Origin of the sequence: Rhizobium sp. BK399, assembly GCF_014194695.1 — a bacterium.
In the GTDB taxonomy this organism is placed as follows: domain Bacteria; phylum Pseudomonadota; class Alphaproteobacteria; order Rhizobiales; family Rhizobiaceae; genus Rhizobium.
In genome coordinates, this window is the sequence record NZ_JACIAH010000004.1 from 151912 (window position 1) to 171291 (window position 19380).

At 60.2% G+C, this 19380-nt stretch carries 18 protein-coding genes and 1 tRNA gene; 7 read left to right on the forward strand and 12 right to left on the reverse strand.

Going from position 1 to position 19380, the window contains the following annotated elements:
• Window positions 1–172: 172 nt before the first annotated feature.
• Window positions 173–4894, reverse strand: a complete 4722-nt coding sequence (gltB, locus tag FHT97_RS11510; RefSeq protein ID WP_183862239.1) for a glutamate synthase large subunit — start codon at window positions 4892–4894, stop codon at window positions 173–175.
• A gap of 544 nt (window positions 4895–5438) precedes the next feature.
• Between gltB and FHT97_RS11515 the strand changes: the two genes are divergently transcribed.
• Window positions 5439–6488: a low specificity L-threonine aldolase gene (locus FHT97_RS11515; RefSeq protein ID WP_183862241.1), complete on the forward strand. Its 1050-nt coding sequence runs from the start codon at window positions 5439–5441 to the stop codon at window positions 6486–6488.
• Between the two features lie 10 nt (window positions 6489–6498).
• On the opposite strand, the gene FHT97_RS31405 is transcribed toward FHT97_RS11515, so the two are convergent.
• Window positions 6499–6627 carry a hypothetical protein gene (locus FHT97_RS31405; RefSeq protein WP_259128832.1) on the reverse strand — a complete coding sequence of 43 codons (129 nt, stop codon included), beginning with the start codon at window positions 6625–6627 and terminating at the stop codon, window positions 6499–6501.
• A gap of 260 nt (window positions 6628–6887) precedes the next feature.
• Between FHT97_RS31405 and FHT97_RS11520 the strand changes: the two genes are divergently transcribed.
• Window positions 6888–7385, forward strand: a complete 498-nt coding sequence (locus tag FHT97_RS11520; RefSeq protein ID WP_183862243.1) for an N-acetyltransferase — start codon at window positions 6888–6890, stop codon at window positions 7383–7385.
• 77 nt (window positions 7386–7462) lie between these two features.
• Here the strand turns inward: FHT97_RS11520 and FHT97_RS11525 are convergent, their stop codons facing one another.
• Complete coding sequence (locus tag FHT97_RS11525; protein ID WP_183862245.1) at window positions 7463–8320, reverse strand: LysR substrate-binding domain-containing protein; 858 nt, start codon at window positions 8318–8320, stop codon at window positions 7463–7465.
• Window positions 8321–8413: 93 nt separating this feature from the next.
• Here FHT97_RS11525 and FHT97_RS11530 point away from each other — a divergent pair, with 93 nt between their 5' ends.
• Window positions 8414–9418 (forward strand): bile acid:sodium symporter family protein, encoded by a 1005-nt coding sequence (locus FHT97_RS11530; protein ID WP_016557099.1) that lies wholly within the window; start codon window positions 8414–8416, stop codon window positions 9416–9418.
• A 66-nt stretch (window positions 9419–9484) separates the two neighbouring features.
• Here the strand turns inward: FHT97_RS11530 and FHT97_RS11535 are convergent, their stop codons facing one another.
• Both FHT97_RS11535 and FHT97_RS11540 read right to left on the reverse strand, forming a co-directional pair.
• Entirely contained in the window at window positions 9485–9952 is a 468-nt protein-coding gene (locus FHT97_RS11535) for an Hsp20 family protein (RefSeq protein ID WP_183755794.1), read from the reverse strand.
• Between the two features lie 369 nt (window positions 9953–10321).
• A complete protein-coding gene (locus FHT97_RS11540; RefSeq protein ID WP_183862247.1) occupies window positions 10322–11194 on the reverse strand; it encodes a Hint domain-containing protein in 873 nt (290 codons plus the stop codon).
• A gap of 257 nt (window positions 11195–11451) precedes the next feature.
• Here FHT97_RS11540 and FHT97_RS11545 point away from each other — a divergent pair, with 257 nt between their 5' ends.
• A complete protein-coding gene (locus FHT97_RS11545) occupies window positions 11452–12426 on the forward strand; it encodes an alpha/beta hydrolase (protein WP_183862249.1) in 975 nt (324 codons plus the stop codon).
• 42 nt (window positions 12427–12468) lie between these two features.
• Here FHT97_RS11545 and hisN read toward each other — a convergent pair whose 3' ends face one another.
• Both hisN and FHT97_RS11555 read right to left on the reverse strand, forming a co-directional pair.
• Window positions 12469–13242: a histidinol-phosphatase gene (gene hisN / locus FHT97_RS11550; RefSeq protein ID WP_183862251.1), complete on the reverse strand. Its 774-nt coding sequence runs from the start codon at window positions 13240–13242 to the stop codon at window positions 12469–12471.
• Between the two features lie 244 nt (window positions 13243–13486).
• Entirely contained in the window at window positions 13487–14368 is an 882-nt protein-coding gene (locus tag FHT97_RS11555; RefSeq protein WP_183862252.1) for an N-formylglutamate amidohydrolase, read from the reverse strand.
• A gap of 187 nt (window positions 14369–14555) precedes the next feature.
• On the opposite strand from FHT97_RS11555, the gene cpdR1 reads away from it, so the two are divergent.
• Window positions 14556–14918, forward strand: coding sequence for a response regulator CpdR1 (gene cpdR1 / locus FHT97_RS11560; RefSeq protein ID WP_007527565.1), 363 nt, complete (start codon window positions 14556–14558; stop codon window positions 14916–14918).
• 83 nt (window positions 14919–15001) lie between these two features.
• Window positions 15002–15076: transfer RNA gene (locus tag FHT97_RS11565), tRNA-Val, on the forward strand.
• A 300-nt stretch (window positions 15077–15376) separates the two neighbouring features.
• On the opposite strand, the gene FHT97_RS11570 is transcribed toward FHT97_RS11565, so the two are convergent.
• Complete coding sequence (locus FHT97_RS11570) at window positions 15377–15676, reverse strand: hypothetical protein (RefSeq protein ID WP_183862254.1); 300 nt, start codon at window positions 15674–15676, stop codon at window positions 15377–15379.
• Between the two features lie 245 nt (window positions 15677–15921).
• Here FHT97_RS11570 and FHT97_RS11575 point away from each other — a divergent pair, with 245 nt between their 5' ends.
• Window positions 15922–16074 carry a hypothetical protein gene (locus FHT97_RS11575; RefSeq protein WP_183862256.1) on the forward strand — a complete coding sequence of 51 codons (153 nt, stop codon included), beginning with the start codon at window positions 15922–15924 and terminating at the stop codon, window positions 16072–16074.
• A gap of 151 nt (window positions 16075–16225) precedes the next feature.
• Here FHT97_RS11575 and FHT97_RS11580 read toward each other — a convergent pair whose 3' ends face one another.
• The 4 genes from FHT97_RS11580 to FHT97_RS11595 are packed head-to-tail and all read right to left on the reverse strand — an operon-like array spanning window position 16226 to window position 19374.
• Entirely contained in the window at window positions 16226–17038 is an 813-nt protein-coding gene (locus tag FHT97_RS11580; RefSeq protein ID WP_183862258.1) for a c-type cytochrome, read from the reverse strand.
• Window positions 17038–18660 carry a b(o/a)3-type cytochrome-c oxidase subunit 1 gene (locus FHT97_RS11585; protein WP_183862260.1) on the reverse strand — a complete coding sequence of 541 codons (1623 nt, stop codon included), beginning with the start codon at window positions 18658–18660 and terminating at the stop codon, window positions 17038–17040. The genes FHT97_RS11580 and FHT97_RS11585 overlap by 1 nt, the downstream gene beginning before the upstream one ends.
• Window positions 18650–19207, reverse strand: a complete 558-nt coding sequence (locus FHT97_RS11590) for a cytochrome C oxidase subunit II (protein ID WP_183755802.1) — start codon at window positions 19205–19207, stop codon at window positions 18650–18652. Before FHT97_RS11590 ends, FHT97_RS11585 begins: the two co-directional genes overlap by 11 nt.
• The gene (locus FHT97_RS11595) at window positions 19207–19374 is read right to left on the reverse strand and encodes a hypothetical protein (RefSeq protein ID WP_016557089.1); all 168 of its coding nucleotides are present in this window, start codon (window positions 19372–19374) and stop codon (window positions 19207–19209) included. Before FHT97_RS11595 ends, FHT97_RS11590 begins: the two co-directional genes overlap by 1 nt.
• Window positions 19375–19380: the final 6 nt, after the last annotated feature.

Sequence of the window (19380 nt, forward strand, 5' to 3'; positions counted from 1 at the left end):
TAAATTCCGTTTTCAGGTCACCGCTGAGATATGAAGTCCCGGCGAAAACTGCGACGGCGAGGCACAGAGATATAAAGAGGTGGAATAGTGACCATCGATTTTTCATCAGCGTCCTTTCCGGTATCTCTGTGCCCCTCGTCTGAGCAGCTGTAGACCTAGCGATTCAAGAGCATTACTCCGCCGCAATTCCCATACGGGCGCGTTCCATCTCTTCCAGGGCACGGCGGTATTCGACCGGCATGACCTTGCGGAACTTCGGACGGTAGTCGGCCCAGTTGTCCAGGATCTGCATGGCGCGGGTGGAGCCCGTGTAGTGCAGATGGTTGGAGATCAGCTGGTAGAGACGCTCCTCGTCGTGGCGCGTCATGTCACCGGAGACGTCGACGCGTCCCTTGTGCATGAGGTCGCCGCCGTGATGATGCAGCTTCTCGAGCATGTCGTCTTCCTCCGGCACCGGCTCGAGCTCAACCATCGCCATGTTGCAGCGCTTGGCGAAATCGCCGGCCTCATCGAGCACGTAGGCAACGCCACCGGACATGCCGGCCGCGAAATTACGACCCGTTTGGCCGAGAACGACAACGACACCGCCCGTCATGTATTCGCAGCCGTGGTCGCCCACGCCTTCGACGATGGCGATCGCACCCGAGTTGCGGACCGCGAAGCGCTCGCCCGCGACACCGCGGAAGTAGCACTCACCCTCGGTCGCACCGTAGAGAACGGTGTTGCCGACGATGATCGACTCTTCCGCGACGATCTTCGAATTCTCCGGCGGCCGGACGATGATCTTGCCGCCCGAAAGGCCCTTGCCGACATAGTCGTTGCCATCACCGATCAGGTTGAAGGTGATGCCGCGTGCCAGGAAGGCGCCGAACGACTGGCCGGCCGTGCCTTTGAGCGTCACGTTGATCGTATCGTCCTTGAGGCCACGGTGGTTATAGCGCTTGGCAACTTCACCCGACAGCATCGCGCCCGCCGAACGGTCGACGTTCTTGATATCGGCCTCGAAGGATACAGGCGTCTTCGAAGCAAGTGCCGGCTCGGCTTCCGCGATCAGCTTGCGATCGAGAATGTCGTCGATCGGGTGCTTCTGGCGCGTCGTCCAGTAGGTGGCTTCCTTCGGCGCTTCGACCTTGTGGAAGATGCGGCTGAAGTCAAGACCCTTGGACTTCCAGTGCGCCAGCATCTCGTCCTTCTCGAGCAGCTCCGAAGCACCGATGATGTCATCGAGCCTGGTGAAGCCGAGCGAGGCGAGGATCTCGCGCACTTCGTTGGCGACGAAGAAGAAGTAGTTGACGACGTGCTCCGGCGTGCCCTTGAAGCGCTTGCGCAGAACCGGATCCTGCGTGGCAACGCCGACAGGACAGGTGTTCAGGTGGCACTTGCGCATCATGATGCAGCCGGCGGCGATCAGTGGCGCGGTCGCGAAGCCGAACTCGTCGGCACCGAGAAGCGCACCGATGATGACGTCGCGGCCGGTCTTCAGGCCACCATCGACCTGTAGCGCGATGCGCGAACGCAGGCCATTAAGCACCAGCGTCTGCTGCGTCTCGGCAAGGCCGATTTCCCACGGAGAACCCGCGTGCTTCAGCGAGGTCAGCGGCGATGCGCCGGTGCCGCCGTCGAAGCCGGAGACCGTGATGTGGTCGGCGCGCGCCTTGGCAACGCCGGCGGCAACCGTACCGACGCCGACTTCCGAGACGAGCTTGACCGACACGTCGGACGTCGGGTTGACGTTCTTCAGGTCGTAGATCAGCTGCGCCAGATCTTCGATCGAGTAGATGTCGTGGTGCGGCGGCGGCGAGATCAGGCCGACACCCGGCGTCGAGTGACGGGTCTTGGCAACGGTCGCGTCGACCTTGTGGCCGGGCAGCTGGCCGCCTTCGCCGGGCTTGGCGCCCTGCGCGACCTTGATCTGCAGCATGTCGGCGTTGACGAGATACTCGGTCGTGACACCGAAGCGTCCCGATGCGATCTGCTTGATCGCCGAGCGTTCCGGGTTGGACGAACCGTCCGGCAGCGGCATGTAGCGGTCGGACTCTTCGCCGCCCTCGCCGGTGTTGGACTTGCCGCCGATCTTGTTCATCGCGATCGCCAGCGTCGTATGCGCCTCGCGGCTGATCGAGCCGAAGGACATGGCGCCGGTCGAGAAGCGCTTGACGATCTCGGCGGCAGGCTCCACGTCGTCGACCGAAACCGGCTTGCGGCCCAGCTGATCGGCGCTCTTGATGTTGAAGAGGCCACGGATCGTGTTCATGCGCAGCGCCGAGGTGTTCACCATCTCGGCGAACTCGCGGTAGCGGTCCTCAGCATTGCCGCGAACGGCGTGCTGCAGCGTGGCCACCGCATCCGGCGTCCAGGCATGGCTTTCGCCGCGCATGCGGTAGGCATACTCACCACCGATATCGAGCGTGGTCGCCAGCAGCGGGTCCTTGCCGAAGGCGGAGTTGTGACGGGCAACGGTCTCTTCGGCGATATCAGTGAGATCGACGCCTTCGATCATCGTCGCAGTGCCGAAGAAATACTTGTCGACCAGTTCCTGCTGCAGGCCGATCGCATCGAAGATCTGACCGCCGCAATAGGATTGATAGGTCGAGATGCCCATCTTCGACATGACCTTGAGGATGCCCTTACCGACCGCCTTGATGTAGCGGTAGACGACTTCAGACGCGTCCACTTCCTTCGGGAACTCGCCCTTGGCATGCATGTCGAGCAGCGTGTCGAAGGCAAGGTAAGGGTTGATCGCTTCGGCGCCATAGCCCGCGAGCAGGCAGAAGTGATGCACTTCGCGCGGCTCGCCGGTCTCGACGACGAGGCCGACCGAGGTGCGCAGGCCCTTGCGGATCAGGTGATGGTGGACGGCTGCGGTCGCGAGCAGCGCCGGGATCGCGATACGGTCCGGTCCGATCTGGCGGTCTGACAGCACGATGATGTTGTAGCCGCCCTTGACCGCCGCTTCCGCGCGCTCACAAAGACGGTCGAGCATCTCCGGCATGCCTTCGGCGCCACGCTCGACGTCGTAGGTGAAGTCGAGCGTCTTGGTGTCGAAGCGGTCTTCCGTGTGACCGATCGAGCGGATCTTCTCGAGATCGCCGTTGGTCAGGATCGGCTGACGCACTTCCAGGCGCTTGGCGTTCGCCATGCCGGTGTGGTCGAGAATGTTCGGACGCGGCCCGATGAACGAAACGAGGCTCATCACGAGCTCTTCGCGGATCGGGTCGATCGGCGGGTTGGTGACCTGCGCGAAGTTCTGCTTGAAGTAGGTGTAGAGCAGCTTCGACTTTTCAGACATCGCCGAGATCGGCGTGTCTGTACCCATCGAGCCGACAGCTTCCTGACCCGTCGTCGCCATCGGCGACATCAGGATCTTGGTGTCTTCGGTGGTGTAGCCGAAAGCCTGCTGGCGGTTAAGCAGCGACACGTCGCGGCGCAGCGCGCGTGGCTCCACCGGCTTCAGCTCTTCCAGAATTAACTGCGTGCGATCGAGCCACTGTCCATACGGATGCTTGGTCGCAAGCTCGGTCTTCAACTCCTCGTCGGAGATGATCTTGCCCTTTTCCATGTCGATCAGCAGCATCTTGCCCGGCTGCAGGCGCCACTTCTTGACGATGTCCTCTTCGGCCACCGGCAGCGTGCCGGCTTCCGACGCGAGGATGACGCGATCATCAGATGTGACGAGATAGCGGGCCGGACGCAGGCCGTTGCGGTCGAGCGTCGCGCCGATCTGCTTGCCGTCGGTGAATGCGACAGCCGCCGGGCCGTCCCACGGCTCCATCAGGGCAGCGTGATATTCGTAGAACGCCTTGCGCTCCTTCGACATCGACTGGTTGCCGGCCCAGGCCTCCGGGATCAGCATCATCACGGCATGGGCCATGGAATAGCCGCCGCGCACAAGGAACTCGAGCGCGTTGTCGAAGCAGGCCGTGTCCGACTGGCCTTCATAGGAGATCGGCCAAAGCTTGGAGATGTCGTCGCCGAAGAGCGGCGAGGAAACCGATGCCTGGCGCGCCGCCATCCAGTTGACGTTGGAGCGCAGCGTGTTGATTTCGCCGTTGTGGGCGACCATGCGATAAGGATGCGCCAACTTCCAAGACGGGAAGGTGTTGGTCGAGAAGCGCTGATGCACGAGGGCGACAGCGCTTTCGAACCGCGGGTCCGACAGATCCTTATAATAAGCGCCCACCTGGTAGGCCAGGAACATGCCCTTGTAGACGATCGTCGCCGACGAGAGCGACACGGGGTAGAAGTGGCTCTCCTCACCGTCGAATTCGTCGTAGATGCGGTTGGAAATCACCTTGCGCAGCGTAAACAGGCGGCGTTCGAATTCATCGGTGGTCGCGGCATCGTCGCCGGCGCCGATGAATATCTGACAGTGATGCGGTTCGGTAGCGGCGATATCGGGCGCCTTCGACAGCGACGTGTTGTCGACGGGCACGTCGCGGAAGCCGATGAGAACCTGGCCCTCTTCGGAGATGACGTCCTGCATCACCTTCTTGAAATGCGCGATCTGCTTTTCGTCGCGCGGCATGAAGATATGACCGACGCCATACTCACCCGCCTTTGGAAGGGTAATGCCCTGCTTGGCCATTTCCTCGCGGAAGAAGCGGTCTGGGATCTGGACGAGAATACCGGCGCCATCGCCCATCAGCGGATCGGCGCCGACGGCACCACGGTGCGTCAGGTTCTCGAGAATGAAGAGACCGTCCTTGACGATCTGGTGCGACTTCTGACCCTTCATGTGGGCGACAAAGCCGACGCCGCAGGCATCATGCTCGTTGCGCGGATCGTAGAGGCCCTGTTTTCGCGGCAAACCGGAGGCGAATTTACGCGCATTGGCCGTCGCGCGCGTCGTTGCTGCTGCGAACTGGTCAAAACCCGTGGATGGCGTCTTCGTCATCTTTCCCTCCTGTCAGAGCCCGCGGGGACTGCGGCGGCTCTTTGCCCCGCACCGTCCCTGATCCTAGGTTCGGCGCGTGACAGCGCTGTTGCATTAATCGAAGATCCGGTCGCCGGCGGCAGGCTCTCCAGGGAAAGCAGCCGTTGCGCTCCTGCGCCTGCCATTCCGCCTCCGCACACGGGCATTCGCCCGTATTTTGGAGAACTATAGCGTGAAACCCTACAAGTGTAAGGTTTTTTGGCATCTCCTCGGCCATCGCGGCCAAATAGGACAGCAACCCTGTCCTAATTCACTCGATCTATGCCAGAAACATATGGTCCATGCAAGACGGTAAAATCAAAAAATCGGCGCCTCGCGACCGAATATTGCCAATAGAATCGTTTCTGGCGACAGAAAATTACGCAGCTCCGCATCATTTTGTTTATTGATTGCTGAAGTCAATTTTTGTGATGGATTCCGCGCCGGCCCTTTGACCAGCCGAAATGTTGGCGTAATGTCGCCCCCCGAACCTGATCTCCCACCACATCCCAAGCGGTCCCCATCCATGTATTTTGCATCCGACAACTGGGCAGGCGCCCATCGATCCATCGCCGAACGTCTGCTCAGGGAGTCCGACGGCTTTGCCGCAGCCTATGGCGCAAGTGATCTCGACCGCCGTGTCGAGCGCCGCTTTGCGGAAGTCTTCGAACGCGACGTTGCAGTGCTTTTCGTTGGCACCGGCACGGCAGCGAACTCGCTTTCGCTCGCGAGCGTTCAACGGCCAGGCGGCATCACCTTCTGTCATTCCGAGGCGCATGTGATTGCCGACGAATGCGGCGCCCCCGACTTCTTCAGCGGCGCCCGTCTGCTTGGCGTTCCAGGCGCCGAGGGAAAGATCGACCCGGAAAAGCTCAAGGAGAAGATCGCAGCCTTCCCGCAGACCGCCGTGCAGCACGGCCGGGCAACGGCGGTCACGATCACACAGGCAACCGAGGCCGGTACCGTCTATTCCCTCGCCGAAATCGATGAGATCGCCGAGATCGCCCAGAAAGACAAACTGCCTCTCCATATGGACGGCGCACGCTTTGCCAATGCCCTCGTCTCCCTCGGCGTCAGCGCGGCCGAGATGACCTGGAAGCGCGGCATCGACATGCTGTCCTTCGGCGCCACGAAGAATGGATGCTGGTGCGCGGAAGCGATCGTGTTCTTCAATCCGGAGAAAGCGAGGGAAATGCCGTTCATCCGCAAGCGCGCCGCCCAGCTGTTCTCGAAGTCCCGCTTCATCGCGGCCCAGTTCGACGCCTATTTCGAGAACGATCTCTGGCTCGATCTCGCTCGCCATGCAAACGGTATGTCCGATCGCCTGCGCGCCGGCATCACGGCAAGCAACGGGTCACGGCTTGCCTGGCCGACCTCCGCCAACGAAGTCTTCGCCATCATTCCGAAAAGCGCTGCGAAACAGGCAGAGGAAAAAGGCGCCAAGTTCTATGCATGGCCGGTCCCGCCGGCGACACCCCAGCTAGTCGGCCCGGATCAAACCCTGATCCGGCTCGTCACCAGCTTCGCGACTGAAGAGGCGGACGTCGACGGCTTCCTTGCCTGCCTTGCAGGCTGAATTCCCGGACTCAATTCTGATGGCCCGTCACGGCGGATTGCGGCTTGCCGCTATCCGTCGTTTTCGCGTCGTGTCCCGCCACGACAATCAGCATCACACAGGCAACCAGCCCGGATACGAAGAGTACGCCATACGTCATCGGTCCGTTCTCCTTGCCCCGAAGATCGACCATGGGAGATGGGAGACTAGGCGCCGAACCTGACCAGATGACTAAGCTACAGGGTTGAGAGCGCCTTAAAATGGTAAGCAGCCCATTAACTTTTACGCGGGAGTACGATCGAAACTTGCGCCCTTCAGATCGCCCTGACGTGTGCGGTACTGAATATCGGCCCACTGGCTGCCACGCCAAAACCGCGCTATCTCGGACTGCGCCCTGATACCGAAAAGCGAGAAATACTGATGAAGATCCGTCCTGAACAGCCTAGCGACATTGTGGCGATCCGCCAGCTGACCAAAGCGGCCTTCGCGCAGATGGAGTACAGCAGTCAAACCGAAGCCGAGATCGTTGACGCACTCCGCAAAGCGAACGCTTTGACAATCTCGCTCGTCGCTGTCGAAGACGCTGCCGTCATCGGACATGTCGCCTTCTCGCCCGTTACGATCGACGATGAAGACATGGACTGGTATGGACTTGGGCCGGTTTCGGTGATGCCCGACCGCCAGGGCGAGGGCATTGGCGGAAAGCTCATTCGCGACGGCCTGGCGCGGCTCACAGATATCGGCGCCAAGGGTTGCGTCGTTCTCGGCGATCCCGGCTACTACACCCGCTTCGGCTTTCAGAATGACGCCAACCTGATCTTTGAGGCGGCTCCGCCCGAATATTTCATGCGCTTAGTGTTCGACGGCCCCACGCCCGCAGGTAAAGTCAGCTACCACGACGGTTTCAACGCCACGTGACGGGGACGCTGATCTCGCTAGACAGGTCGTGAAACCGGCTTCCAACGTTTGTTCGGCAGCCAACCGGCTTCTTTCTGTCATGCGTTGGTGCGAAGACTACGCACCTTGCCGAGAATATCGTCCGATAGCGCTGACACCAGTGCCTGGTCCGCTCCCTTGCGCGGCACCAGCACGAACTCTACATCCTCAAGCACGGGCAGCCTGCCTTTGCCGATTTCCTTCAACCCGGACGGCGCCATGCTTCGCGGCTGTACCAGCACCCCCATGCCCGCCCGCGCCGCCGCAGTCAGGCCGCTCAGGCTGCCGCAGGTGCAGACGATGCGCCAGGCGGTTCGGGTGCGGCCCAGCGCCTCGAGCGCAATGCTGCGCGTCACGCTCGGCGGAGGGAAGGCGATCAATGGCAGCGGCCCGGCGCCCAACACGTGCTCCGGATCACGCGCCAGCCAGACGAGCGGCTCGCGGTAGACCAGACGCCCGCGGGCGTCCCCCAGCCGGCGCTTCGCCAACACCAGGTCGATCTCGCCATTGTCCTGCATCTCGTAGAGCGTACCGGAGAGCGCCACCGTCAACTCCAGATCGACTGAGGGGTGCGAACGCACGAAATCCTCGAGTACGGCCGGAAGCTGGCTGGTCACGAAATCTTCCGACACACCGAGCCGAAGATTCCCGCGCAGCTTCTGCCCTCTGAATTGTGAGTGGACCTGTGCCTCGATCGCCAGCATCGCCCGGGCATGGCTAAGCAGCGCCTCGCCGTCGGTGGTCAACAGCACCTTATGGGTGTCACGCGCCAGCAGACGCCGGCCCACTGCGCTTTCGAGCCGCTGGATATGCTGGCTGACCGTCGACTGTCCGAGGCCAAGCCGCTCCGCGGCAAGCGTGAAGCTTCCCATCTGTTCGACGGCAACAAAACTGCGCAGTTGCGTAAGATCCAGCATGTTAATCCAGAAACACAATAACTGTTATTCGTTGCATCCTGTATCATAATGGAAGAAAGACAGATGATCCACTGCTCACGAAGAGTATTCGTCATGCGCCGTTTTCTGCCCGATAGCTTCACAACCCTATTGGTTTGCACGGTCGTCCTTGCCTCGCTGTTACCGGCGAGAGGGGCCTTCGCCGGCTACTTCGGGATCGCGACGAACCTAGCCATCGCCCTGCTCTTCTTCCTGCATGGTGCCCGCCTCTCCCGCGATGTGGTGATCGCCGGTCTTCTGCACTGGCGGCTCCACCTCGTTATCCTGCTGACGACGTTCGGCCTCTTCCCGATCCTTGGCCTCGGTCTCGGTTTCGTGCCTGATTGGATCTTGCCGAAGCCGCTCTACCTCGGGCTCCTGTACCTCAGCGTCCTGCCATCGACGGTGCAATCCTCGATCGCCTTCACCTCTATGGCTGGCGGCAATGTCCCGGCCGCTATTTGCTCGGCCTCGGCATCGAACATCTTTGGCATGTTCCTGACGCCGCTGCTGGTCGGCCTGCTGTTTTCCGTCGGCGGCCATGGCGGCTTCTCCTGGGATGCGCTGCAGCAGATCCTCTTGCAGCTGTTGCTGCCCTTCGTCGTCGGCCAGGTGCTGGAGCCTTGGATCGGCGGCTGGATCCGCGCAAAGAAGAAGCTGTTGATGCCTGTCGACCGGGGCTCGATCTTGATGGTCGTCTATCTCGCCTTCAGCACGGCCGTCGTCGAGGGATTGTGGCACACCTTCTCGATCGGCGATATCGCGGCGGTCATCGTCGCCGACACCGCTCTGCTCGCCTTCGTGCTCTGTTTCACCATGTACGGGAGCCGTTTGCTGGGCTTCAACAAGGCCGACGAGATCACCATCACCTTCTGCGGCTCGAAAAAGAGCCTCGCCAGCGGCGCGCCGATGGCGAGCGTGATCTTCGCCGGTCAATCGATCGGCGCGATCGTGCTGCCGCTGATGCTGTTCCACCAGATACAGCTGATGGTCTGCGCCGTGATCGCGCAGAAATATGCGGCAAAGGCCGCGCACCGGATCACCGAAGAAGAAGCCGAAGAAGCAGCAAGCCCCGCCTGACGTTGGCCAATAAGAAAGCGGCGCTCGGATGAGCGCCGCCTGCAGGATTGGTCTTGGGAGGACCGATTATTTGGCGACCTGTGCCTCGATGGCCTTCGGCGCGCTCACTGGCTCAGCCGCAATCGCGATCTTGCGCGGCTTCATGGCTTCCGGAATGCTGCGAAGCAGGTCGATGTGGAGCAGACCGTTCTTCAGCGAAGCGGCAGTGACCTCGACGTGGTCGGCAAGCTGGAAGCGGCGCTCGAAGGCGCGCTTGGCGATGCCACGATAAAGGAACTCGCTACCTTCAGCCTTTTCTTCGCTCTTCTCGCCCTTGACTGTCAGAGCGTGGGCCTGCGACTCGATGGAAATTTCGGTCTCGTCGAAACCGGCAACGGCCATGGTGATGCGGTAGGTGTTTTCGCCGGTACGCTCGATGTTGTAGGGCGGATAGGTCTGGCCCTGGTCAGGCTGACCGAGGCTGTCGAGCATGGTGAAGAGGCGGTCGAAACCGACGGTGGAACGATAAAGGGGAGAGAAGTCTACGTGACGCATGATGTCCTCCTGAGGAAGCGACGTGTTTGCGATAATTGCCCCTGAAACCCCTTGTTCGGCAGCTCCGGGACGGTTTAGCAGGCCCGTTTGGCGCCTGCAGAAATGATGTGGGGATGGTTTTTGTGGAGTTCAAGCCCCTCGCCTGAAGAGGGAACTTACCTTGCGTGAACGGCATATGAACATGCAGTTCGGAAGCCGTTCATGACAGGAGGCATAGCAATAGTGCCATCGGGTGACACTGGCCCGATGGCTGGAGTGTATCGTCCCTTCGTCTTCAGCCCGATCTCCGGCCGGCATCGCGGAACCCTCAAGTTTCGCATGCCGGTCTTTTTTATGGTGTAACTCGAAGACGAGGAAGCTTGCAGCCTGTCAGACCGACAGCTCTTTGGCTCGCGTATTGATCGCCTCGCAGGCGTCCCCGAACGGATCGCACATCGGCACTAGAGGCGAAGCGCCAAGCTGAAGAAGCGCCTTCAGGTGCTTCCAACCACCTTCCTCGCCCACCACCGGCGCGTAGGATGTCATCACGGTGCGCTCCTCGGCATAGAGGCGCTTGTACTCCGCAAAATTGGAGAAGTTCTCGTAATTGCTCTCCGACGGATGGAAGGTCTCGGCCGCAGCACCTTCGGCAAGAATGACCTCGTGGGTACTGAGCAGGACAGCATAATACTCGATCGAGGTATCATCGGCAGGAACGACCGGCGCGATTGTCGTGCCGTTGACGAGATCCCTCACGCGGATCAGCACTCCGTTCAGAAACAGCGCATGGCCTGGCGACAGGTAGAGATCGGAATGTGGTGTGCGGCTATCCAGCGCGTGGCGGGAAACGCGGATCGGCACGACACCTTCATGCCAGCGCGCACCGCTCTTCTTGAAAACCTGCCGGCCCACCCATTTGACTGGACGGGCGCTCCCGTCCGGAAGGGCAACGTTATCGCCGACGCGCAGATCCTCGACAGGCTTTTCGCCGCAATCGGTGAGGATCGCCGTCCCACGCAGGAAGCACTGTGCTCCGCCGCCACCGCCGCCTCCACCGGAGCCTCCCTGTCCGCCGGAGCCATTCCCGCCTCCACCAGAGTGACCACGCCCCCAGCGCCGCCCCATTGCACTCGCGGGAGACTTGGAAGCTGCCGTCGCCAAGGCCGCAACACCAGCGAGCCGCGCACCGGCGGCAGCGGCAACACCTAGAAAATGTCTGCGCGCGGTATTGCGTGGCAGCTTCGGATCTTCCGTGGATGACATGCTGGCGTCCTTTTGAAAAGAGTAATACCCGCCTATGTTACAATAAGTTGCATTGCATTGAACTTCGCAGAATAGAGCTAGGCCCTACCGAAAAGGGAGTAGGCAAGGCATAATGGCAGCGAAGGACGTTGCAAAAACTGAATCGTTCAGCCTGGAAAAGGCCCGAGGTATAGGTGCATTTTTCTTTGATTTGACAGGGCAATCGCCTATCCGCTTTACTCGACAGGCAAATCCGCGAAGGACACGATTGGTCGACCATGGAACAGGTCCTTTTTTCGACCCCCGAAAACCCGGCACCCGAAAACCGCACCGAAGGCTACTTCGAAACCCATGACGGCCTTCGGCTGCGCTATGCCGTTTTTCGCTCCAATGCAGCAGTGGCGAAAGGCACCGTCGTCCTTCTCCAGGGCCGAAACGAATTTATCGAGAAGTATTTCGAGACCATCCGCGACCTGACAGCCCAGGGCCTTTGGGTTGCAACCTTCGATCTGCGCGGTCAGGGCGGCTCCGACCGGGTGCTGAAGAAGGGTCCGTACGGCCATGTCCGCCGCTTCATCGACTACGAACACGACCTCGATACGTTCCTCGAGAAGATCGTCCTGCCGGATACTCGTCTGCCGTTCTTCATCCTGGCGCATTCGACCGGAGCGCTGATTGCGCTATCCGCCGCGCCCTACCTCTCGACGCGCATCGAACGGATGGTGCTGACTGCACCCTTCATCGGCCTCTCCGGCCAAGCAGCATCGGAAGGTACCATCCGCGCGCTTTCCGGGTTTGCCTGTTCGCTCGGGCTCGGCAACTTTCCGCTTGCACGCAAGCTCAGGGAACTGCCGTTCCGCGACAATCCCCTCACCTCGGATGAAGCTCGCTTCGAGCGCAACGTTGCCGTGGCTACAGCTCATCCGGAATTGATGCTGGGGCCGCCGACTGCGCGCTGGCTGCACGACTCCTTCCGGACGATTGACCGCGTCACGTCTCCGAGCCATCTGTTCTCGATCACCATTCCGACGGTGGTCATCGCGCCGACGCGCGATGCCATCGTTCCCTACATCGCGCAGGAGCGCATCTCACGCTATTTTCGCGCTGCGCAGTTCGTGCCGATCAACGGTGCGCGGCATGAGGTGCTGCAGGAGCGCGATGTCTACCGCCAGGCCGCTCTTGCGGCTTTCCACGCTTTCATTCCCGGCAGCGACGCGGAAGCCGTCGAGGAAGTCGAAGGGTTCGGTACGTAGCCCGGTCTCAATCCGCGAGACTGCCTACAAATGCCGATCGACCTACCGTCCGAGGATTGCCCTGGCCTCGTCGTAGACGGCGCGGCTGCCGGCGGCGATAATCGAGCCGCCATTTTCCGGACGCCCGCCATCCCAGGTAGTGATGATCCCGCCGGCGTTTTCGATGACCGGAATGATGCCGCCGACATCGTAAGGCTTCAGGCTGTTTTCAATCACCAGATCGACGTGACCCGCGGCAAGCAGCGCATAGGCATAGCAATCTGTACCATATCGGAAGAGCCTCACCTGGCTCTCGATCTCCCGATATTTCTCCATCTCTGCGCCTGCGAAGAGATGCGGCGAGGTGGTGAAAAGAATGGCGTTCCCCAAAGTGCCGCAATCACGAACCTGCAGTCGGCGCTCTCCCTCAGGACCGTTGTAGATAGAACCGTTCGCATCGGCGAAGTAGCGCTCGCCGGTAAACGGCTGCTCGATCATGCCCATGACCGCACGACCGTTTCTCTGCAATCCGATCAGCGTGCCCCAGACGGGCACGCCTGATATAAAGGCGCGCGTGCCATCGATCGGATCGATAACCCAGACATACTCACGGTCGAGACCGACATTGCCGTGCTCCTCGCCGAGAATGCCGTGATCGGGAAAGTGCTCCTCGATCAGCGCGCGAATGGCGACTTCCGCCGCCCTGTCGCCCTCGGTGACCGGATCGAAGCCGCTCGACAGCTTGTTGGTGACGTCGAGGCCAGAACGGAAACGCGGCAGCGTTTCTGCCTTGGCGGCTTCGGCCAGACGATTGAAGAACGAACGGTCAGGCAACATGGCGAAATCCATCTGTGGCGCGCGAATGGCGCTTTTCATAGCGGAATTGCAGCGAGTTGCAAACGAGAGCGGCAGCCTTTAGCCGGCTGCACAATAATTTTGCACTGCAAAATTTTGATTGACAATTGTGCAACGCAATAGTAGCGTTTGCTCACAGTCTTCTGACTGTAAATGCCCTCCTTGGGTGTTTCCTCCCTAGACTTGGACCGCCGCGAGGCGGTCTTTTTTTGGCAATCCGGGAGGCTTACTCGGCAGCGAGCGCGGAGTCGGTCGCGAACTGTGCCACGTAGACTGCCATCTGCCGCATGAAGGCGGTGATTGCGCCCGCAACCAGGGCAAAATCGGAACGCTTCTCCAGCGTGATTTCGTCGACATAGATCGACCGGTTCACTTCGATCTGCAGCGCATGCAGCCCACGCGACGGGCGACCGTAATGTTCGGTGATGAAGCCGCCGGCATAAGGCTTGTTGCGGATCGCGGTGAAGCCCATTTCTTCGAATATCGCGACAGCGGCACGCGACAGGTCCGCGGAAGCGCTGGTGCCGTAGCGATCGCCGATGATGAAATCCGGCCGCGCATTGCTGCCGGCAACACGGACATTGCCCGGCATCGAGTGGCAATCAATCAGCACGCCGAACCCGAACTGAACATGCGTACGGGCGATCAGTCGTCGCAGCGCCGCATGATAAGGCTTGTAAACGGCCTCGATGCGGTCTAGCCCCTCCTGCACAGACAGCCGGCGAGTATAGATTTCCATGTTCTCGGCAACGATACGCGGAATGGTGCCGAGCCCGCCCGCAACCCGCAGCGAATTGATGTTCGCATAGGGCGGCAACAGCCCGTCGAACATGCGCGGATCGAGCTCGTAGGGCTCGCGGTTCACGTCGAGATAGGCGCGCGGAAAATTGGCAAGCAGAAGCGGCGCACCGAGGGCGCTCGCATCCGCGAACAACTCGTCGACGTAATGATCCTCGGAGCGGCGTATGGAAACGCCCTCGAGCCGCGACTGAGCGATGAATTCCGGAGGATAGATGCGGCCGCTATGCGGCGAGTTGTAGACGAATGGAATGGTGTGCGACAAAGGCTCCCGGACCTCGAAAAGTGCGTATTCGGGGATTTCGTGCACCCTTTTTCCCTCTTTACCATGCCTGCCGATCGCTGCTCTGCTTATGTTGCCAGTTGCCGCACGGCAAGTCCATACTATCTCATGGGGATGACGGCCCGGACAGCCTCTTCACTGGTTGTTTACTGGCCGAATTCTAGTGTAATTGGCTGGAGCCCCACGCATAAATTACTGATTAGCGGTCTGGATAATGACTCAAAAGATACTTCTTGCAGAAGACGACAACGACATGCGCCGCTTCCTTGTGAAGGCGCTTGAAAAGGCAGGCTACAAGGTCCTCTCATACGACAACGGCGCCAGCGCCTATGACAGGCTTCGCGAAGAACCCTTCTCGCTGCTCCTGACCGATATCGTCATGCCTGAGATGGACGGAATCGAGCTGGCGCGCCGCGCGACCGAACTCGATCCCGACCTGAAGGTGATGTTCATCACTGGATTCGCGGCCGTGGCATTGAACCCTGATTCGAAGGCACCGAAGGATGCGAAGGTCCTTTCCAAGCCTTTCCACCTCCGCGACCTCGTCGAGGAAGTGAACAAAATGCTTGCCGCCTAAGGCTTCCGGCAGCGCGTGTCACAAAACCGAAAAAAGTCTATTGACGACAAAAACGGTTTGTGGTCTATGCGCCGCCATCGGATGGGCGTGTAGCTCAGCGGGAGAGCACTACGTTGACATCGTAGGGGTCACAGGTTCAATCCCTGTCACGCCCACCATTCGAATTCAAAGGCTTAGCGAGAAATCGCTAGGCCTTTTTAGTGAGCAGCTAGCAAGCAAAGCACGGGGAAGAGGCGCGAACTGATCAGCCCACCTTGGAGCGCGATCTAAGCATCCCATGCTTTATCCCAAGCATGTCTTCCCCACGATCTTGTTTGACAACTCCCCATTCCGCGAAGAATCCGTAGCAGTGCCGTCGACGACGTTTGCCTCGTCAAAGGACCCGGCTGCTACCAATCACAGTTTCGATGAGTTGGCTTGCGAGGTGAGAGTGTACGTCAAACGGCGGACCGGGGTCGTTATATCCCCGACCCGTCGAGTTCCTGGTCGTCGTCGCCTTCCCATGGAGTAGGCGTGGAGGCTCGGCTCACCGATGGCATCGGCATCCAGCACTTCAACTCCGGCTCGGCATATTCAACGACGCGACCGGGGGAGGAATCGGAGGCACGCCAGCCGTCAGCACCGAACTGATCGCCACGCGACCAGTAGACGAGGTCAACCTCCGCCGGCCCCTGTTCGGATGGGCGGACCGTGACGAGGATCCGACTGCCGTCTTTCGGCGCGCTTGCCATGTGGCGCCACCGGTTTGGCTCGTCCATCGTTTTTCCTCCCGCCTTGCCGTTGTCGAAGTGTCTCCTCGCCGTCGAAAGCGGTCAACCCAAACTTTGCACAACCCAACGACTTTCGATTGCTTGCCCGATCCAGCATTCCCAGTCGAAGGCATAGTCCACGTCGTCGCCATGTACCCTACTCTTGCTGCTCTCGCCGGGGCCAAGCTCGACCATACGCAACCACTCGACACCTATGGCCGACAACCAGCGAGGGCCGACCGATGGTGGGTGCAGTGCGTGACGGCGATTGGAAACTGGTGCGGAAGGCATCGCTGCCTCCAAGCGTCGAGTTGTTTGATCTTTCCAAGGATAAATCCGAAACCACCAATCTTGCCGATGGCAATGCTGACCTGCAGGGCCGGGTAACGGCGCTTGCTGCTGAATGAGACGCGCCCTTCTCGTCATGGAAGCGGTGCGCCTGACGTTCTTCGTGTCACCCGTCACACCGGATCCATCCGTTCTGTTCAATCTTGGGGACTGATGACCGACCATTCCATCCGATGGAATGCGGTAAACCGTTGGAGATGCTTGGCGGGCCTATTGGGTCAGAAAGGGCGGTGGCTTGTTGGCGTAGTATTTGGCCGCCTGCTCGATCTCTTCCGCGCTCATTGCGCGAGCGACGTTGCGCATCTGCTTGCTGATGTCGTTCTGCCTGGATCCGGACACGAACGCCTCAAGCTGCGTTTTGAGATACAGATCGGACTGCCCCTCCAGCCATGGGCTGCCAAGTTTGTTCTCGATATTGCCGTGGCATGATCCGCACGGAGCAATGCCACGCAGCGGAGCGCCGCTTTCGACAATTCTCGGCACCTCCATGCTTTCCGGTGGATGGAACCCCGGTAGTCTCGGCAGGTAGGCGTAGTAGGCGGCCAGATCCTGCATGTCCTGTTCCGACAATTTCAGGGCGAAAGGAGTCATTACGGCGTTGACGCGCACGCCATCCTTGAAATCGCGGAGCTGTTTATAGACCACACTTGCGTACTGCCCGGCGAGATTGGGCGAGTCGGCGCGGCTGACACCCGTCGGTCCATGACAAATGGCACATTGTTGCGCCAAGGTTGCGCCTCGACCGATCGCCTCCTCGTCGCGCTTGTGAGACACCGCAGTCGCAAGCTTTACCAATGATGTCTTATAGTCTGCGGTTACAACGTCGCCCGGATCCTGTTGCCGCGGCAGGCCTGCAGCCCGGCAAATCGAGTCCCAAATACCGGCGACCTGGGCCCCGGCCTCCCATCGGGGCAGCAACACAAAGCCAAGGACTGCGGACACTAGGAAGATTGCGGCCGTGATGGCAACACTGGTGGTTGTCCAGCGGTCCCGCGACGTCGTGACCTTGCGGCTATCTCCCATCAGCGTTCTCCAACGTAGACTGCCGGAACCGATGTGTCGTTGCGAACGGCCAGTTGGAGGATCGGATAGCCGTAATTCGTAACGGTCAGTCCGACCATTAATGCAATCCAGATCCCATGGCTGTTCAGGGCCGCTAGCACACGGACCGGCGGATGGACGGCTACGGCGAAGCGGTATTCCTCGATTTTGTCAGGTGCCCCCAGATGCGACCTCACCAGGACGACGATGAACAGGATACCCGACGCCACGAGGATGAAGCCACCGAGTGCCGACAGCACGACAGAAATGGCGTCGATAGCGAGCGCTGGATCGGAGTAATCGAAATACGACATTCTGCGGGGCATGCCGAGGATTCCGACCCAATGCCAAGGAAAGGTCGTGATGATCATTCCGATGAACCAAAGCCAAAGCTGCAGGCGGACAAGGTGCAGGCTCGCGAGAGGCCGGCCCGTGAGGTGGGGCCAGAAATCATAAGCGATCGCAAAATACATGATCACGATCGCGCCGCCGAAGATGAGGTGAAAATGCCCGGTGATCCACTGCGTGTTGTGTATCGAGGTGTTGAGCTGGTAGCTCATGTTGATGAGACCACCTGCTCCGCCGAACCCGAGCATGATGAACGAAAAGGCCATCGCGAGCATGATAGGATTTCGCCACGGCAGCGCCTTGATCCAGCCGAACGCCCCCTTCCCTCCTCGCAGCCTTGCGGCGATCTCGATCGATGCGCAAATCGTAAAGACCGTGAGAAGCGTCGGAAGCGCGACAAGCGCCGTGAACGCCGAATGGATGAACTTGAAGCCGGCGCCGACCTGCGGATCCTCGAACGCATGATGGATGCCGATCGGCATCGCCACGATAAGAAACAGAATGAAGGAGACCCTCGCCATCGTATCGCTGTAGATGCGTCCGCCAATGGAGCGCGGCACGATCGTGTAGTAGGCGATGTAGGTGGGCATCAGCCAGAAATAGACGATCGCATGCAGCGTCCAGGAGAAGAAGACACGTGCGAGCCCTGCGTCTATCGTGGATCTGAGGCCAAGCGCGACAGGAATGATCTGCAGCAGAAGTTCAAGCGCCGCGCCGACGGCGGTCCAGGCCCAGAGATACGATCCCGCGACGTTCGCAAACATGGCCAGCGGCACCGGCTTTGCCGGATTCGCCCGCTTCCATATCCTGAGGTTGACGGACATCAGGGCAACCCAGAACCAGGAACCCACCACGACCATCACCACGCCGATATAATAAAACGGGTTGCCGATTAGCGGAGGATAGAAGGTATAGAGGACCGAAGCCTGACCGAGTGCCACCGGGATCATCGCAACGACAGCACCGACGGCGATCAGCCAAAAACCTGCCCAAGCCCACCGCCCTCCGACGAGTTGCTGCTGGAGCGCGGCTTCACTGATCGCATATCCGAAGCCCATGGCAACGAGCGTCGGAAAGACATAACCCATGACGGTGCCATGCGCAGTCAACGACCGGTAGTACCATTCCGGATTGCTGATCCACGGGGAAAGTGGGCTGCGGATATACATCTGCCATGCGCCGAGCACCAGCGCGAGCGCGAATACCGCGAATGCCAGCCAGAAATGTGCGAGGATCAATTTCCGGTTATGGAGCACAGGAAAGCCTCCTCTTGTCCCCCATCTGTGAAAGGAACTGCTCTTTCGTGACAACCTGGACCTTGCCCCACATGCCCTCATGGCCAACGCTGCAGAATTCCTGGCAAGGCATCAGATGCTCGCCGGGCGCGTCAAACGTCGCCTTCTGAACGGACACGTAGCCCGGGACCAGCATCGTGTTGATGTTGGTGCCTTGGACGAGGAAGCCATGGACGACATCGGCGCTTGTCGCGCGGAAGGTAATCGGCGTTTCCGCGGGAACGAGAATGCAGGGCGGCGAGAAAGAATACTGCTGCCCGATCGCTCGCACCGTCACCGTGCCATCGCCCTCGACGGCGCTCCCGAGGTTGGATTCGATAAATTCTCCGGCCAAGTGAATGCTGGTCGGGTCGATCGTTTCAACGGTTGCCTGCGGCATCGTCGCCTGATGGATGCCCGCAAACGCGGCCATCCCGGCCAAAAAGACGATGATGAGGACCGAGACCGATGCCCATCTGCGCTCGACCCGTTCGGCGACGCCGGCGGAGGGATTGTGACCGTTGGCCATCAGCCGCTCCTCGGTATGAAAACAAGCAGATAGAAGAGCACCCAGATCAGCACCACGATAGCGGTCGCGATACCCGCAAGTGCAATGGCTCCGCTCGGTCCCTCTGACACGATGCGCTCGACCGTGGCATCATCTGGACCAGCGTTTGGTTCTTCCGAATTGATCATCGCGTC

Excerpts from the sequence above, each read along its gene's own strand:
- FHT97_RS11540 (WP_183862247.1), bottom strand. The coding sequence starts at position 11,194 with ATGTCATCCACGGAAGATCCGAAGCTGCCACGCAATACCGCGCGCAGA.
- FHT97_RS11570 (WP_183862254.1), bottom strand. The coding sequence starts at position 15,676 with ATGGACGAGCCAAACCGGTGGCGCCACATGGCAAGCGCGCCGAAAGAC.
- FHT97_RS11535 (WP_183755794.1), bottom strand. The coding sequence starts at position 9,952 with ATGCGTCACGTAGACTTCTCTCCCCTTTATCGTTCCACCGTCGGTTTC.
- FHT97_RS11580 (WP_183862258.1), bottom strand. The coding sequence starts at position 17,038 with ATGGGAGATAGCCGCAAGGTCACGACGTCGCGGGACCGCTGGACAACC.
- FHT97_RS11515 (WP_183862241.1), top strand. The coding sequence starts at position 5,439 with ATGTATTTTGCATCCGACAACTGGGCAGGCGCCCATCGATCCATCGCC.
- gltB (WP_183862239.1), bottom strand. The coding sequence starts at position 4,894 with ATGACGAAGACGCCATCCACGGGTTTTGACCAGTTCGCAGCAGCAACG.
- hisN (WP_183862251.1), bottom strand. The coding sequence starts at position 13,242 with ATGTTGCCTGACCGTTCGTTCTTCAATCGTCTGGCCGAAGCCGCCAAG.
- FHT97_RS11590 (WP_183755802.1), bottom strand. The coding sequence starts at position 19,207 with ATGGCCAACGGTCACAATCCCTCCGCCGGCGTCGCCGAACGGGTCGAG.
- FHT97_RS11520 (WP_183862243.1), top strand. The coding sequence starts at position 6,888 with ATGAAGATCCGTCCTGAACAGCCTAGCGACATTGTGGCGATCCGCCAG.
- FHT97_RS11525 (WP_183862245.1), bottom strand. The coding sequence starts at position 8,320 with ATGCTGGATCTTACGCAACTGCGCAGTTTTGTTGCCGTCGAACAGATG.
- FHT97_RS31405 (WP_259128832.1), bottom strand. The coding sequence starts at position 6,627 with ATGACGTATGGCGTACTCTTCGTATCCGGGCTGGTTGCCTGTGTGATG.
- FHT97_RS11530 (WP_016557099.1), top strand. The coding sequence starts at position 8,414 with ATGCGCCGTTTTCTGCCCGATAGCTTCACAACCCTATTGGTTTGCACG.
- FHT97_RS11545 (WP_183862249.1), top strand. The coding sequence starts at position 11,452 with ATGGAACAGGTCCTTTTTTCGACCCCCGAAAACCCGGCACCCGAAAAC.
- FHT97_RS11595 (WP_016557089.1), bottom strand. The coding sequence starts at position 19,374 with ATGATCAATTCGGAAGAACCAAACGCTGGTCCAGATGATGCCACGGTC.
- cpdR1 (WP_007527565.1), top strand. The coding sequence starts at position 14,556 with ATGACTCAAAAGATACTTCTTGCAGAAGACGACAACGACATGCGCCGC.